Source organism: Nocardia xishanensis NBRC 101358 (assembly GCF_001613365.1).
Lineage (GTDB): Bacteria > Actinomycetota > Actinomycetes > Mycobacteriales > Mycobacteriaceae > Nocardia > Nocardia xishanensis.
In genome coordinates, this window is record NZ_BDCF01000016.1 from 29,984 (window position 1) to 45,226 (window position 15,243).

Genomic DNA, 15,243 nt, shown 5'->3' on the forward strand with positions numbered 1-15,243 from the left:
TATTCGACGGCCGATCTTGGTCGTGGCGTGTCGAGCCGGCTAGCTGCCAGGGGGAAACAGGTAGTCGCCGACCTGCCGATAGCCCGCATTCCTGAATTGTTCGAGCTCACGAGCGAAAACCGTTTGACCGTGTGTCGGGTGCACCAACGTCGCAGGGGTCTGCGGCGACGCCACGTAGACCACGCGGTTCTCGTTGATGATCGATTGGACCCATTGGTCGTTCAGCTCCAGGGTCCAGTCGTCCACGTCCAGTACGTGATGCCCCGGCCAGTCGATGGCGACGCTCGTGTCTTGCAGGCGGCCTATGACCGGTATCTCGCCCTCTGGAATCCGAGGACTCGAAGGATTGTCGGTACAGGACAGGCCGAGTGGATCCAGCCATGCCGTGGGGTTGTGGGGATAGGTGTTGGGGTTGGCGGCAGGCGCGAGTCCGAGAGGGTCACGGGTGAGGAAGCGTCCGGTACCCGGGTCGTACTGGCGGTGATGGTTGTAGTGGAGGCCGGTCTCGGCGTCGTAGTACTGACCGGGAAACCGGAGGGGGGTGCTCGCGGTGCCGTACCAGCCGGCGCGGCCCCACAGATCGATGGTGGCGGTGGCGGCCGTGTCGCCGGTGCTCGGATCGATCAGCTCGATCGGTGTACCGACCAAATCGGTGATGACGGCGAAGAATTCGCGGTCGTATGCCGACTGTTCGGTGGCCTGGGTGAGGGGAGTGTATGTGCCCGGCTGGTAACTCCACCGCGTCGTCGACCGCGCGGTCGTTTCTTCGATGAGGTGGGTGCCGTCCCAGGTGTAGTCGGTCCGGTCTGGGATGGCGGTGTGGTCGCCGCTGATGTGTTGTTTGGTGGTGCGGCGGCCGAGCGCGTCGTAGGTGTAGTGCCAGTGTCGGTGGTCGGGAGTCCAGACGTCGGTGAGCTGGTCGAAGGCGTTGTAGCGGTAATGCCAGACATCCGGTCTACGGGAGAGGCGGGTGCGCGTTCTTCGGACGAGACGCCCTGCGGCGTCGTAGTGATACCGTGTGCGGCCGTCTCGGACCAGAAGGTTGTTATGGAATTCGCGGCGTCCGCCGTTCGTGTCCAGAGCATGTTCGACGGTGATCGGACCGGTAGCTTCGGCATCGGTGAAATTCACTGAGGCCGTGAATGTTTGGGCGCGTATGACGTTGTTCAGTTGATCGTAGGCGTATTGCTCTGTGGTCGTGCCGTTGTCGACGACCGCCGTGACGCGTCCGATTCGATCGAGGTCGTAGCGGCGGTGCCGTGGGTTCTTACCGGGGCGAATCGTCCTGTGGCAGACGGGGTATCCATCCGCGCGGTAGGTGTATTCGTCGTGGCGGATGGGGCGTGCCGCCGGATCGGCGACCGGCCGGAGGTTCGTGTCCGGAGCCAGAGCGCGCGGTACGGCGATGACGTCTTGGGCGGTGAGCAGGCCGGTGCTACTCACCCTTCGGGCGATGGTGAGGGCGTCGACGGCCCATGCCGTGAGGCAACCCGCCGGATTGTAAGTGAATTCGATGCTGTGGCCGTCCGTGGCAAGGGTTCGGACGCGGCCGGTGATGTCGTGCCGCCAGTGGGTTTCGGAACCGGTGGGGCTGGTGCGGCGGGTGCGCGCCCCCGTTTCGTCGTAGTGGTAGATCGTCGGGAGTCGTCCGTCGACACGCTGCGCGATGAGCCGACCGTCGGCGGCGTAGCCGAACTCGACGGTGTGAACGGTCGTGTCGCCGGCCCCGGACACAGCGGTGCGGGTTCGCCCGGCGAGGTCGTAGGAGTACGACAACCATTCGCCCGTGTCGGCCTCGATGCCGGTGAGGCGGCCGAGCGAATCGTAGGAATAGCGCCGGGTGACTCCGGTCGCGGGAGTGACCGTCTCGACGCGTCCCGCCCGGTCGTGAGTGAGAGTGGTTGTGGCGCCGGTGTAGTCGGTTTCGGAGATCAGGCGTCCGGCGGGGTCGTAGATGTAGCGCCAGGTCTGCCCCAAAGGGTTGATTACGCTGGTGAGTCGCTGTTCGGTATCCCAGGTGTATCGGGTGACCGCACCGGTCGGATCCCACTTTTGGTTGAGCAGGTCGAACGCGCCGTACTGGTAGCGGGTAATGCCCTGGTTGGGGTCGGCGTGCAGGACGAGGTTGTTCTCGCCGTCATAGCTCCATAACTCGTCCTGACCCTCGGGACCGGTGCGGCGCAGGAGTTTGCTTTCGCCGTTCCATTGGTAACGGGTGACCGCGCCTAGGGGATCGGTGACGCTGACCGGCCGACCGAGGTGGTCGCGGTCGACACGTGTGTGACCGCCGCCTGAGTCGGTGACCGCGATGGGCAGCCCTGCGCCGTCGACCGCGATATTCGTGATCGCACCGGTGGCTTGCCTGATCGTGGCGATCGCACCGGTGGAGTGGTAGGTGTATTCGGTGCGGATTCCGGCCGGGTCGATGACCGCGACGCGGTCGCCGTTGTCGTCGTATTCCTGCTGGTAGACAGCGCCGTCCGCGGTTACGACACGGCATGGCCGATCGCGGGCGTGATAGTCGATGTCGATCCGGTGACCGTCGGGGCGAACGATGGTGGTTAGGTCGCCGTCAGCGTTGTAGCGGTATGTCTTCGTCGCACCGTCGGGGCCGATGACTTTCGTGGGGCGACGGTCGGAGTTGTATTCGGTGCGAGTGCACGCCCCGCCGGGATCGACGCGTTCTCGTAGCCGCAGGTCGGCATCGAAGACGTAGGTGGTGGTGGCGCCGAGGGAGTCGGTGTGCAGGGTCCGTCGGGTGGCGCCGTCATGGGAGGTGAAGTAGTCGAATTCGGCGTTGACGATGCCGGAGTTACCACGCTGCCGGACGACGCGACCAGCCTCGTCGTACATGTTGACGAGTTGGTTGCCGTTGGAGTCCTTCCACGACAGCATGCGGTGCTCGTCGTCGTAGGTGAACCTGGTGACAGCGCGGACGCCGTTGGTCACCGACACCAATTCGCCGGACTCGTAGACGAATTCACGGACCTTGGTCTCGGCGTCTGTCGGATTCGCGCCTAGGACGGTCAGCGCGGTGATGCGGTCGTCGGCGGTGTCCACGCGCACCCGGTAACCACCGGAATGCGACACCTCGGCGGGGTTGCCGTCGGCGTCGTAGCTGAAAAGGATGCGGTTGCGGTACCGGTCGACGATCGAGGTGATCGAGTAGCTGTCCAGCAGCGCGCCGACGCGATCCGCGGAGGGGAAGAACTGCCAAGTGATTTCACGATCGGGCTCGTGAACCTGGTAGCCGCCGGATTCCGTGCGCGTCATCGGCCAGCGCTGACCGCCGTTGGCGGGCAATACCGGTACGCCGGGGCCTGCGTGCGGGTAGGTGAGCAGGAGCCCGTCCTCGCCGACGAAGGTCACGCCCTGCTGGTCGACGATCACCCGAACATCGAAAGTGCATGACCAAGAGGGCCCGAACCATCGCCCGAACCGGTAGCCGGAGCGGTGCATTCGGTTCAGCGTCAACGGCAACAGCCCTGGCAGCTCGATATCGGTCGCCGGGAGCAGGAATTCGCCGGTGGCGGCGTCCACCGGGTCACCGCATTCGGTCCGATCGGCCTCTTTCTGGTTGTCCCGCGGGTCGTTCTTACGGGCCTGGTCCGTGGCCTCTTTGTCCGTGTCGGCCTTGCCGGTATCCGGCTGGGACGAATCCGGTTTGCTCGACGGCGCATTCGACTCCGGCTCTGCGCCGTCGGCGGATTGCGGTTTCGTGTCGGTGTTGTCGGGCTTGCCTTTCGGAGGCTTCGCCGCGGCCGGAGTCGTGTCGGCCGTCCCGGACGACTTGCCACGCAGCTTCTTCGCGATATCCCCGAACACGCCTTTCAGACGCCTCAACAGCGGGGTCAGCTTGGCCATGGTCCTGGCCAGCTTCTGGAAAAGGTTCGCGATGGTGGTGAGGGTTTTGGCGACATAGGTGGTGGCCTGGGCGGCGATCACCGGGGTGGCCACACCGAACGAGAACAAGGCTTCGGCCGCCCATGCGGCGAGCCGTCCGACCGCCTGAGCGACGATGTCTCGCACCGTCGTTCGGACCGCGGCGACGATTCCACCCGCCATCTCGATCGCGTTCGACGCGGCTGCCGCGGCGGATTGCGCCGCCGCGAGTGCGTCGGCGGTCTCTCGGCCGCGAGCCTTGTAGGCGCCCGCGGCGGCTCCGGACCAGTCGGCGATGTCCTGCTCGAGCGCCGTCCGATGGGTGGCAACGGTTTCGCCGACCTTGTCCGAGACGTTGGACCACGTTTCGGCGTAGGCCGCGATCTGGTCGGGATCGCCTGCCACCCAATCCAGCGCTTCGGACAGCGGTTCGACATGCTCGATCAGGAAGCCGACGCCGTATGAGGCGAGGGTGCCGAGCGGGTCGACGACGACCGAGGCGACTTCGGCGCCGATCCCGGCGATGCCGAGCCCCGCCTCGATCCAGGAGCCCGACGAGATGGCATCGGAGAGGTCGTTGACGGATTCGAAGAGGCTGACGCCGGTGTACCACTCGGTGGAGTCGTCGCGTTGGGCGATCAGCGAATTCGAGTCGTCGGTCACTTCGCCGATCCGTACTTCGCGAGCTGCACCGTGGCGGCGGTGAAAATACCCGTCCTGTTCAACGTTCGAGCTGCGGCTGACGCCCGAGCTCTCCGAGCGTCGAGCTCGTTGTCGGTGCCGACCCCGTTCCGGTCCACGACGAACTCGTCGCGCACAATGCTGTACCTCCCCCGGCCGGTAACTACCGGCGCCTGACACGACCGCTCAACTCCCAGAGCTGCCGATCGTGATACTAGCGGCTTGTCCGGGATGGGAGGGTTGGAAACGTCAGCGGCTCAAGGGTTGCCGAATTCCGCATCGATGCGCTGTTCCCAGCCCGCATCGGCCAGTCCGACATCGATCATCAGATCCCGCCAGTCCTGTTGCGCATCGAGCGCGGCGCGAGCGAATCTGTCGGCGTCCCCTCGGCTGTAGAGGAGGATGGCGGCGGCGATCCTCTCCTCGACCACCGGGCGGCCGCGGCCGACCGCTTCCACGACTTCCCCGAGAAGCTGTGTGATGACCGCGATCTCGTCCTCGGAGAAGTCGTTCTCGATACGGCGAACAATTCTTGCGGAAAGCGTCACCAATTCTCCCTGCGAAATCGAAAGATCCGGATCGAGCGACCGCGCCCGTACGCGCTCGTCGATTCTTGCCCGAAGTAGCGCAGTTCGTCCAGCAGAGCTCATGAAGGGCAGAGCATCTCGAGGCCGTCGATGACGCTGTCGCCGTCTCTCCGGTCACCGCCCGCTTTTCCGATCAGTTCGACGCCACGCCGCGCTGGTCGTTGCCTTCCGTCTCTTCGTTATTCAGCCTTAGCTATGCCCGACACCTGCCCCACCTGCTCCTGGTCCTCGCCGATGCTCGTTTCCTCGCATCGCTCTGTCCGCTATTTGCGCTGCGTGTGTGGTAGATGGCTGGTCTCGCACGGTGGTGGGGTCGATCTGGTCGCCGAACGCGGCAGCGCCGCCGAGCCGATGGTCGCGGAGCATCTCGAACTGATTCCACTTCCCGAGAGGTGAACGCGAATTCGGCCTCCGGTGGCCGAAGCGTTTACGGCGTACTGCGGTAGCTAATCGCGATCGGTGCGCTATTCGGCTGGTGTGCCCAACACCCACACGCTGGTGTGCCCGCCGAGTTGCGACGGCGCGCTGCCTGACGCGTGGTTCGTGGCGTACGTCGCATCGCGGTGGCGCGGACTCCCACACTGACAGAAAAGAGAGCACTGCTCTTGACTTTGCGCGCGCAGGCGTGGATCATTGTTCTCAACAGAGAGCAGTGCTCACGAAGGAGTAGCCATGAACGCCGCCACCCGCTACGTCGCCCCCACCGGCCTCGACCCCGTCATGAACCGCATCTTCAACTGGCTGCCCAAGCTCGGAATCAGCATCGCGGGATCGCGGCTGCTCGCCGTGCGCGGCCGTAAGAGCGGAGAGTGGCGGACGACGATGGTGAACCTGCTCGTGGACGAGACCGGTACGAGCTACCTGGTCGCGCCGCGCGGGCACACGCAGTGGGTGCGGAACCTGCGGGTCGCGGGTGAGGGCGAGCTGCGGCTCGGGCGCAAGGTGCAGCCGTTCTCGGCCACCGAGGTGGCCGACGCGGACAAGGTGCCGGTGCTGCGGTTGTACCTGGAGAAGTGGGGCTGGGAGGTCGGCCGCTTCTTCGATGGCGTCACCAAGGACGCGAGCGACGCCGAACTGGCTGCCATCGCACCGGGTTTCCCGGTTTTCCGTATCGCGTGAATCAGCGGGTGGCGAGGAATTCGATAGCGGCGGCGTAGCCCTGAATTCCCATGCCAGCGATCACCGCGGTGGCAATGGGAGAGATGAAGGAGTGGTGCCGGAATTCCTCGCGGGCGTGCACATTGCTGATGTGCACCTCCACGATCGGCACCTCGGGAATCACCAGCGCGTCGCGCAATGCGACCGAAGTGTGGGTGAGCCCGCCGGGATTGATGACGATCGCAGACTCCGCGCCCCGCGCCTGGTGGATCCGATCGATCAGCGCGCCTTCATGATTGGACTGGAACGCCGCGATCTTCCTGTCGAACCTCGCCGCGGTCCTTTCGCACAGTTCGACCACGTCGTCGAGCGTGGCCGATCCGTACACCTCGGGCTGGCGGGTGCCGAGCATGTTCAGGTTCGGCCCGTTGAGGACCAGGATCGGGGCGATGTCGGCCATGGGCCAACCCTAATGGGCGCGGCCGCAAGCCGAACCGCGCCCGGGCCGAGCCGGACCGCCCGGCTCGCGAACCCCCGGCTCACAGACCCTTCGGGCCCTCCGACCGCAGATCATCGACCTTGCGCATCGCCGTGCGCAGCTCCTCGAGCCATGCCTCGGCGTGCTTGCCCGCCAGCTTCACCGTCCAGGCCAGCGCGTCGGAGCGCGAGCGGGCGACGCCGGAATCGACGAGGGTGTCGAGCACCTTTCGCTCGGGTTGGCGCAGCCGCGTCATCACCGGAACGGCGAGCTGGGTGAACATGATTCGTTCCCCGTCCACCGAAACGCCCCACGCCACGTTACGGCCGTAGCGGTGCTGGGCCTCGCCCGCGATCTGCATCCGCGCCGGACGGGTGGATTCGCGGAAGCGGGCGACGGCGCCCTCTTTTGTCGCGGCCGGGATTTTCTCGGTGGGCGCGTCGGAGGCCTCGGGCTTGGGCAGTGGCAGTTCGCCGATGACGACGATCTCGTCACGGTCGACTTCGATGACCGGTTTGCCGACGAACCAGTCGCTGGGCAATCTTCCGGCGAACCAGTCGGGCACATCGGCGGGATCAGGGAGGTCGGCCTGCTGCCAGCCGCCGGGGCGTCCGAAACCTCGTCCGCGGTGTTCGTGCCTCATGGCGAATCTCCTTTGCAGTTGTTGCAATGATTACAAGATTACGCCGCAAGGGTGTGCGGTGGTTCCGCTCTGCGTGAACAGGGTGGGGAAGGGGTACTCCTGGGAGGTCGCACCGTGCTGGGCGCGCTCTGTTCGGGGTGGATCACCGACCGGGAGGGTTCTTGCCCGCGTCGGCGTTTCGGCAGGTACGGTAGCGGCGCCGGTTATCGCCTTGTGACTGGCTACCGTTATCGATCGGGACCTTCGACACGCGTTTTCGGGCACAATTGACAATGCTGAGCATGGGTAACAGCCCGATCACCGGGACGTCGCAAAGAGATTCATTTCAGGTACGGTGGTCTTGTTGCTGGAGTGACAAGAGTGAAGAGTGGGCGACATGGATGTGAGGGGATTTCGCCGCTTTCGCGTAAGGGGCGCGCTAGCACTCGCGGGAGTGGCGGCTGTGGCAGTCACCATGGGCTCCTGCGGGTTTCGTGAGGAGCCCAGCGAGCCCGCGGCTGTCGTCGAGCGCTTCACCGAACTCCTCGACAAGCAGGATTACAAGAAGGCATCGGAGCTCACCTCCTACCCGAACGCCGCTTCGGCAACCCTGAAGCAAATGTTCGAGGGTCTGCATCCAGGCAAGGTCGACTACCAGAAGACCCAGTTCATCGGCCTCGACTCGCAATCGGCGATCTTCAGCATGGACGTCGATTGGAGCTTCGGCGCGAACAAGAACTGGAGCTACAGCATCCAGGGCACGATACGCAAGCTCGCGATCGGCTGGCGGATCTCATGGGAGCCGTCGGTCGTGATGCCGCAGTTACAAGGCAACCGCACGGTGAAGCTGGTGCGCACCACGCCGACCCCGCCACCGCGGGTCCTCGACATGGTCGGCGCGCCGCTGATGCACGAGCAGGTCATCAACGTGATCAAGCTCGACCCGACGCGGATGCCTGACCCGGTCGCCTCCACCGACGCGCTGGCCAAGGCCATCGAACCGGTCGCGCCGCTGATCACCGGACCCGCGCTGATGCAGCAGCTGGCGTCCTCGCAGGGCAAGCCGATCGTGGCGGTCAACCTGCGCGAGGGCGACTTCGCGATTCTCGAGCCGCGTATGGCGCCGATCCCCGGCGTGGTGATGGAGAAGCACCCGCGGCTGATCTCCTCGGACCGCCGGGTCTGGTCGCCGCAGCTGGACGCGCTGCGCAAGGTCTGGGAGACCAGCCAGGACGAGCACTCCGGCTGGGGCGTGCAGATCTTCGAGCCGGACGGGCGATTCATCAGCCAGGTCGCCGGCTACCAGGGCCCGCCGGGACCGGACATCGTCGCCACCATGGACCAGCGGTTGCAGCGCGCCGCCGAGGACGCGGTGGTGAGCGTCGGGACGCCCGCGACCATCGTGGCGATCCAGCCGTCCAGCGGCGCGGTGGTCGCGGTCGCGCAGAACAGCTACGCCAGCGAGCACGGTCCGATCGCGTTCACCGGCCTGTACCCGGTGGGCGGCAATATCGAGCTGTTCCGCGCCGTCGCGGCCATCGGTAACGGCAAAGCCCCGCAGGACGTTTCGGTGCAGGACGCGGCGGAGGCCGCGAGCAGGCTCGGCATCGGCATCGACTTCCAGGTGCCAGGTCTCGACGAGGTGACCGGACGACTGGCCATTGCCGGACGCAGCGCCGAGCAGGTGCGCCAGGGCGGCGGGTCGGACGCGGTGCTGGCCAGCCCCTTCGGGATGGCGATCGCGGCGGCGTCGATCGCGCGCGGCGAGGTGCCCGCGCCGAAGATCGAGGTCGCAGGCACGGGCGGCACCGACGCGCAGCTGACGCCGCTGGGCGGCGAGCTGACCGAACGGCTGCGCACCATGCTCCGCGAAGCCACCGGCACCCCGGACCTGTCGCCGCTGCGGCCGTACCCGGTGATCGCCTACGCGGCGAAAGCGGGCGACGACGGCTGGCTCATCGCGAACATGGGCGATCTGGCGTTCGCGGTGCACATCAACGACATCGACAGCGGGAATGCCACGTCGCGGATGGCCGCGAGGATGTTGCAGTCGCTGGCCGCGCCGGAGCCGTGATCGCCACGCTCGGGTTCACGAGCCGAGCCGTCCGCCGAAGGGATTGCGCTATCGCGGGCGGCCTATCAGTTCAGCGCTCGGATCGCCGCGCGCCAGCCGAGCAGGAACAGCGCGAGCACGGTGGCCGCGACCAGTACGAAGCTGAACGCGACTCCCTGCCCGCTGATCGCGCGCAGCACCATGCCGCCGCACAGCGTGCCGAGCCACACCAGGACTCCCGTCGGCCACAGCAGGGTTCCGTCGGTGCGTCCCGCGCGGCGCCACACCGCGATCGCCACGGCCCACCCGATCGCCAGTCCGATGGCGAACGGCCACAGCGTCTTCAACAGGCCCGTGATCACCGCCTCGTCGTGACTGCGCCGGCCGATGACGCAGAACAAGATCACCAACAACGCGTCGACCACCACCGGGACCAGTCTCTTCACGGGCGCAAGCGTAGTGCGGCATCGTTTCGATCTCGATCTCGACACCGATCCGATACTGGCCCTGTCCAGTCACTCGGCCGGGACGGCGGGCGGTGTTCAGAGCGTGCGCCGCGTCTCGAACTCCTTCTCGTAGGCGGCGTCGTCGGCCTGGGGTGTGCGGAAGAGGAAGGCGAAGACGATCCAGCCGACGATGGCGACGAGGATGAAGCTGACCAGCCGGTAGACGAAGGCGGCGGCGACCGCCTGGGCGGCGGGCAGTCCCGCGCCCGCGGTGAGACCGTAGATCAGGGTCGCGTCCACGTACACGATGCCGCCGGGCGCGAACGGGATGGAGCCGACGGCCTTGCCAGCGGCGTAGGCGATGAGCAGGCCGGCGAGCTTCGGTTCCGCGCCGACGGCGTAGCAGGCCGCGCCGAGCGAGGCGACGTCGCCGAACCGGTGCACCAGCGCCCAGCCCGCCACCCAGAAGCCGTCGCGCTTGCCGAGATCCACCGACTCGAGCTGGCTCAGGATGTCGGCGACCTTGCTCATGCCGTGGTCGGCGGGTCGCTTGCGTACCCGGTTGACCAGCGCGAGCAGCCGTCGCAGCACGTTCTCCAGCGAGCCGGGGTTGCTCGAGATGTAGTTGCCCGCCCAGATCAAGGCGGCCACCGCGGCGAGCGAGAGCACCAGCTTCAGCGGTCCGACCCGATTGCCGACCAGCAGCGCGCCGCCGACGCCGAGCAGCGCGAGCCCGGCCGTCGCGATCACACCGGAGATGACCAGCTGCCAGGACGCCACGATCGGACTCGCGCCCCAGCGCCGGGTCTGCCGGTAGGTGAACGCGGTGGAGAACACCTGGCCTGCGGGCAAGGTCACCGACATCGCGGTCGCGCCGTACACGACTGCCACCGATTTGCGCTGACTCACATCGACGCCGCCCGCGTGCAGCAGTTGTTTCTGCACCCGGCCGAATCCGCTCATCGAAAGCGCTTGGAACCAGATGCAGGCCGCGACCCAGCCCCAATGAATTTCGGTCAGTTTTCGCCATGATTCGTTGAGCCGCGGCCACAGATAGACGGCTTCACCGATCAACAAGGCCAACAGCGCCGCGCCCAGCAACCATTTGACCCACCAGAATTTGCCTCGGCCTTGCTCGACGGTGGACGCTCGCGGCGCAGGCTCGCCCGCTGTGTCCCCGTTGGCCGTCACGCCGTCAGCCTAACGAATCCGCTGTTCGAACGTCGGCATCGGTGCGCGGGTCGGCGCCTTCTTTCGGCCAAGCCAATCGGGTTTTCCGGCGGCGGCCGCGCAACTGCACCTCTTCGCCTTCCACCCAGAACCGCTGTTCGCTTTCCTCCGCGAAATACAACGCACTGCCGGAGGCGAGTACGCGGCCGGGTTGATCTTTGGCCAATTCGGTCAAACGGGAAGCCTCGTTGACCGGGTCGCCGATCACCGTGTATTCGAAACGATTGGCGGCGCCGATATTTCCGGCGACTGCCAAACCCGCGGACACGCCGATCCCGATGTCGAGGCCGGAGACCTCGCGCAATGCCTCGCGGAGTTCGCGACCCGCCGCCAGCGCCGCGGTAGGCGCGTCCGGCCGGTCCAGCGGCGCGCCGAAAATGGCGAGCGCGGCATCGCCGACGAATTTGTTGACGAACCCGTGGTGCCGGTCGATCACGTCGACCACGATCCGGAAGAACTCGTTGAGCAGGCTGACCACCTCGGTGGGCGGCCGTTCGGCGGCGGTGGCGGTGGAGCCGACCATGTCGACGAACAGCACCGCGACGAACCTGGTCTCGCCGCCGAGCTCGGTGCCGTAGTCGAGGGCGCGCTGCGCGACTTCCTCGCCGACGTGCTGACCGAACAGCTCCTGGAGCTCGCGGCGCTTGGCCGCCTCCTCCATCATCCGGTTGAAGCCCACCTGGAGCAGGCCGATCTCGCTACCGTCGAACACCTCGACCTGCACGTCGCGGGCGCCCTCCTGCACCCGGTCGATGGCTTGGCTGAGCTGGCGCACCGGATCGGAGATGCTCGAACCGGTGAGCATCGACAGCGCGAGCGCCTGCAGGATCACCACGCCGCAGAGCAGCAGGATCGAGATCGCCAGCGATTGGGCCGAGAACTTCACTTCCGAGGAGATCTGGGTGACGCACAGCAGCACGATGGCGATGGTGGGCGCGAAGGTGCCCATGCCCCAGGTCATCGCCATCCTGGTGCCGACGCCCGGCGTCAGGGTGTGATCGAAGGTGCCCTCGGTCAGCGCCTGCGCCGCGACCGGACGCAGGATGCGCTCGCCGAGCATGTAGGTGAAGCCGAACACGATGGTCGCCGCCATGCACTCGGTGACGATCACCGCGCCCGCCAGCGCGGGCGTATCGGAAATGATGAGCCCGGCCAGCACGCCGCCGCCGATCAGCCACAGCGCCAGATGCAGGATCGCCTGCCGAAGCGGTGCGTGCAGTGTGGCCATCTGTTCCTGGCGGCTCGGCGGACCGCCGCGCATCTGCCACCGCATGACCGGTCGCAGCATCAACGCGGAAGCGGCGAGGCTGAGCAATCCACCGGTGATGAAGACGAGTGCGGGGATGAGCAGACCGGTTCGTCGAGTGCCGGCCGCCTCGCCTTCCGGAACGGGGAGTCCGTATTGGATGAACGCCCACACCAGCACCGCGCCGAAGGCGTTGGCCAGCAGCATCGATGTCAGGTAAAGCGGCCAGCGCGTGTGCATGGTCTGCTTGACCGCTTCCAAGGGCGCTGACACGCCCCCTAATCTAGCGTTTCGATCATTCGTCCACGTGCGGCTGTCTCACGCTCCGAGCTCGTACGCGGAGAAGGCGCTGCCGGACGCGGTCAGTCCATGGCCCGCGCACGGCCGGAGCTGCGGGGGTACGCATTACCCTCGACGAGGTGACCGAGCTCGAGGAACGTCCCCGCCGGGATTCCGCCGCGGACGCGGTGCACCCGATCGTCCGGCAGACCGCGGAGTGGGCCTGGCGTCTGCTGGTCATCTTCGTCGCGGTGATCGCCCTGGTGACGATCGTGCAGCGGCTGGCGACCGTCGTCATTCCGACGGCCATCGCGCTGCTGGCGGCCGCGCTGCTCGCGCCGCTGGTGGACTGGATGCAGCGAGTCGGCATACCGAGGTGGGTCGGGGTGTTCGTCTCGCTGGTCGGCTCGCTCGGGCTGGTCGCAGGCATTCTGACCTTCGTCGTCGAGCAGTTCGTCGCGGGCGTGCCGCAGCTGTCCGACGAATTCACCGGCAGCATCCACAAGATCCAGGACTGGTTGATCAACGGCCCGCCGCACCTGAGCGACGATCAGATTCGCAACGCGGGCGACGCCATTGTCAAGACGATCCAGTCCAATCAGGACAGTCTCACCTCCGGTGCGCTCACCACGGCCACGGTGATCGGGCACATATTGACCGGAACCTTCCTCACTCTGTTCATCCTGATCTTCTTCCTCTACAGCGGCGACCAGGTCTGGGAGTTCGTCACCCGGATCGTGCCGACCGCGCACCGGGAACGGGTCCGGCTGGCCGGGCAGCTCGGCTTCGGCTCGCTGGTCGGCTTCGTGCGGGCCACCGTCGCGGTCGCGGCCGTCGACGCCATCGGTATAGGAGCCGGGCTGGCGATACTCGGAGTGCCGTTGGCTCTTCCGCTGGCCTCGCTGGTCTTCATCAGCGCGTTCATCCCGATCATCGGCGCGTTCCTCGCCGGATTCATCGCGGTGTTCATCGCGCTGGTCACCAAGGGACTGGTGACGGCGCTGATCGTGCTCGGCATCATCATCGCGGTGATGCAGCTGGAAAGCCATGTGCTGCAACCATTGCTGCTCGGGCGGGCGGTGAGCATCCATCCGCTGGCGGTGGTGCTGGCGATCGCGGCGGGCGTCGTGCTCGGCGGAATCGCGGGCGGTCTGTTCGCGGTGCCGTTCGTCGCGGTGATGAACACGGCCATCCGATCGCTGCTCGCCGGAAGCCCGGAGGAGGCGTTCGGCGAACTCCAGACCGCCGACCACCGGCTGTATTCGGCGGAACCGGACCGGCCGGATCCGGGGAGGTTCGATGTCGAGGCGACGCTCGCCGAGGAAGTCGCGCTGCTGAGCAAGGCGCGCGGCGGCGACGCGGGCATCGGACGGCTGGATGCCGATGAGCCCGACCGCGTCGACTGAAATCAGCCCCGCCGACGCGGCGACCGCACCGCTGTGGCGGGCCGTGCAGGCATTCCGGCTCGTCACGCTGCTGTACGCCGTCGGTCAGCAGATCGCGTCCGTGCCCTACTACCAGAACCAGCGTCTGAGCTGGGTGTTCATCGCGCTGATGGTGGTCTGGTCCGGGTTGTCGGCGCTGATGCTCTCGCAGTGGCGCGACGACGTGGCCAGGGTGCGGGTCTGGGTGGTGATCGGCGACCACCTCGTGGTGATCGGGCTGATCGCCGCCACCCGGCTGGTCGCCGACTACGACTGGTATCACGGGCACCAGACCCTGCCGACGACCATGTGGGCGGCGAACGCGGTGATCTCGGCGGCGATCCTGCGCGGTCCGGTCGCGGGCATCGCGTCCGGGCTGTCGATCGCGGCGGTGATCATCACCGTGCGTGACCAGTGGGGGCAAGACGTGTGGGCGGACGCGACGGCGCCGGTGCTCGTCTCGGTGGGCCTCGCGCTCGGGCTGGCCGCCAACACGGCCCGGCGCGCGCAGGAGCAGTTGCAGCGCGCGGTTCGCCTGACCGCGGCGGCCGAGGAGCGTGAGCGGCTCGCCCGCGAAGTGCACGACGGCGTGCTCCAGGTGCTCAGCTACATCAAGCGGCGTGGCAGCGAAATCGGCGGGCCCACCGAGGAACTGGCGTTGCGCGCCGGTGAGCAGGAGGTGGCGCTTCGGGTGCTGATCTCCGAGCAGGGCGTGCGCGAGGACGCGGGCGGCGCCGAGGTGGATCTGCGTCCGCTGCTGACCGTGCACGCGACGCCGAAGGTGTTCGTCTCGACGCCGGGCGAGCCGGTGTGGGTAGGGCATTGGGCGGCAGGCGAAATCGCCGCCGCCGTGGCCACCGCCTTGGTCAACGTCGAGTTGCACGCCGGGCCGGACGCGAAAGCCTATGTGCTGCTGGAGGACATGGGCGACGAGCTGATCGTCAGTGTGCGCGACGACGGTGTCGGCATCGCCGCGGGCCGGCTCGCCGAGGCGGAAGCCGAAGGCCGGATGGGGGTTTCGCGATCGATCGTCGGGCGGGTCGGCGCGCTCGGCGGTATCGCGGAGCTGCTCACCGAGGGCAGCGCGGGCGATGGTGTCGAATGGGAATTCCGTATTCCGCGCGACGCACGCCGACCTGGGGCTTCTGGCACGATGAACGGTACGGCGAAAGGAGCGGTGCGGTGACCGATGACGGTGCGGCCGGTCCCATTTCGGT

Annotated in this window: 11 protein-coding genes; 4 read left to right on the forward strand and 7 right to left on the reverse strand. The window is 66.9% G+C overall.

The annotated features are described in order from the left end of the window. Positions 1-39 precede the first annotated feature (39 nt). A complete protein-coding gene (locus NX1_RS15035) occupies positions 40-4,545 on the reverse strand; it encodes a DUF6531 domain-containing protein (protein ID WP_068058852.1) in 4,506 nt (1,501 codons plus the stop codon). Positions 4,546-4,820: 275 nt separating this feature from the next. Beyond that, on the reverse strand, positions 4,821-5,111 hold the full coding sequence (locus tag NX1_RS15040; RefSeq protein WP_068058854.1) for a hypothetical protein: 291 nt from the start codon (positions 5,109-5,111) through the stop codon (positions 4,821-4,823). A gap of 711 nt (positions 5,112-5,822) precedes the next feature. On the opposite strand from NX1_RS15040, the gene NX1_RS15050 reads away from it, so the two are divergent. Then, positions 5,823-6,269 (forward strand): nitroreductase/quinone reductase family protein, encoded by a 447-nt coding sequence (locus NX1_RS15050; RefSeq protein ID WP_068058857.1) that lies wholly within the window; start codon positions 5,823-5,825, stop codon positions 6,267-6,269. A 1-nt stretch (position 6,270) separates the two neighbouring features. On the opposite strand, the gene aroQ is transcribed toward NX1_RS15050, so the two are convergent. Together aroQ and abmR are read right to left on the reverse strand one after the other, a co-directional pair. Then, on the reverse strand, positions 6,271-6,708 hold the full coding sequence (aroQ, locus tag NX1_RS15055) for a type II 3-dehydroquinate dehydratase (RefSeq protein WP_068058859.1): 438 nt from the start codon (positions 6,706-6,708) through the stop codon (positions 6,271-6,273). Between the two features lie 79 nt (positions 6,709-6,787). After that, positions 6,788-7,369: an ATP-binding transcription factor AbmR gene (abmR, locus tag NX1_RS15060; RefSeq protein ID WP_068058861.1), complete on the reverse strand. Its 582-nt coding sequence runs from the start codon at positions 7,367-7,369 to the stop codon at positions 6,788-6,790. Positions 7,370-7,811: 442 nt separating this feature from the next. On the opposite strand from abmR, the gene NX1_RS15065 reads away from it, so the two are divergent. Beyond that, a complete protein-coding gene (locus tag NX1_RS15065; RefSeq protein ID WP_245668514.1) occupies positions 7,812-9,422 on the forward strand; it encodes an NTF2-like N-terminal transpeptidase domain-containing protein in 1,611 nt (536 codons plus the stop codon). A gap of 65 nt (positions 9,423-9,487) precedes the next feature. On the opposite strand, the gene NX1_RS15070 is transcribed toward NX1_RS15065, so the two are convergent. The 3 genes from NX1_RS15070 to NX1_RS15080 form a co-directional block, all read right to left on the reverse strand. Beyond that, positions 9,488-9,847, reverse strand: coding sequence for a DUF3054 domain-containing protein (locus NX1_RS15070; RefSeq protein ID WP_068058865.1), 360 nt, complete (start codon positions 9,845-9,847; stop codon positions 9,488-9,490). A gap of 96 nt (positions 9,848-9,943) precedes the next feature. Then, on the reverse strand, positions 9,944-11,038 hold the full coding sequence (locus tag NX1_RS15075) for a lysylphosphatidylglycerol synthase transmembrane domain-containing protein (protein ID WP_068058866.1): 1,095 nt from the start codon (positions 11,036-11,038) through the stop codon (positions 9,944-9,946). Between the two features lie 4 nt (positions 11,039-11,042). Next, positions 11,043-12,563, reverse strand: coding sequence for an adenylate/guanylate cyclase domain-containing protein (locus tag NX1_RS15080; protein WP_174555487.1), 1,521 nt, complete (start codon positions 12,561-12,563; stop codon positions 11,043-11,045). 179 nt (positions 12,564-12,742) lie between these two features. Here NX1_RS15080 and NX1_RS15085 point away from each other — a divergent pair, with 179 nt between their 5' ends. Together NX1_RS15085 and macS are read left to right on the forward strand one after the other, a co-directional pair. Further along, a complete protein-coding gene (locus NX1_RS15085) occupies positions 12,743-14,008 on the forward strand; it encodes an AI-2E family transporter (protein ID WP_068058868.1) in 1,266 nt (421 codons plus the stop codon). Next, on the forward strand, positions 13,980-15,212 hold the full coding sequence (macS, locus tag NX1_RS15090; protein WP_084501460.1) for a MacS family sensor histidine kinase: 1,233 nt from the start codon (positions 13,980-13,982) through the stop codon (positions 15,210-15,212). Before NX1_RS15085 ends, macS begins: the two co-directional genes overlap by 29 nt. Positions 15,213-15,243 lie beyond the last annotated feature (31 nt).

Coding starts and splice junctions, on each gene's coding strand:
- NX1_RS15050 (WP_068058857.1), top strand. CDS start 5,823: ATGAACGCCGCCACCCGCTACGTCGCCCCCACCGGCCTCGACCCCGTC.
- aroQ (WP_068058859.1), bottom strand. CDS start 6,708: ATGGCCGACATCGCCCCGATCCTGGTCCTCAACGGGCCGAACCTGAAC.
- abmR (WP_068058861.1), bottom strand. CDS start 7,369: ATGAGGCACGAACACCGCGGACGAGGTTTCGGACGCCCCGGCGGCTGG.
- NX1_RS15080 (WP_174555487.1), bottom strand. CDS start 12,563: ATGCACACGCGCTGGCCGCTTTACCTGACATCGATGCTGCTGGCCAAC.
- macS (WP_084501460.1), top strand. CDS start 13,980: ATGCCGATGAGCCCGACCGCGTCGACTGAAATCAGCCCCGCCGACGCG.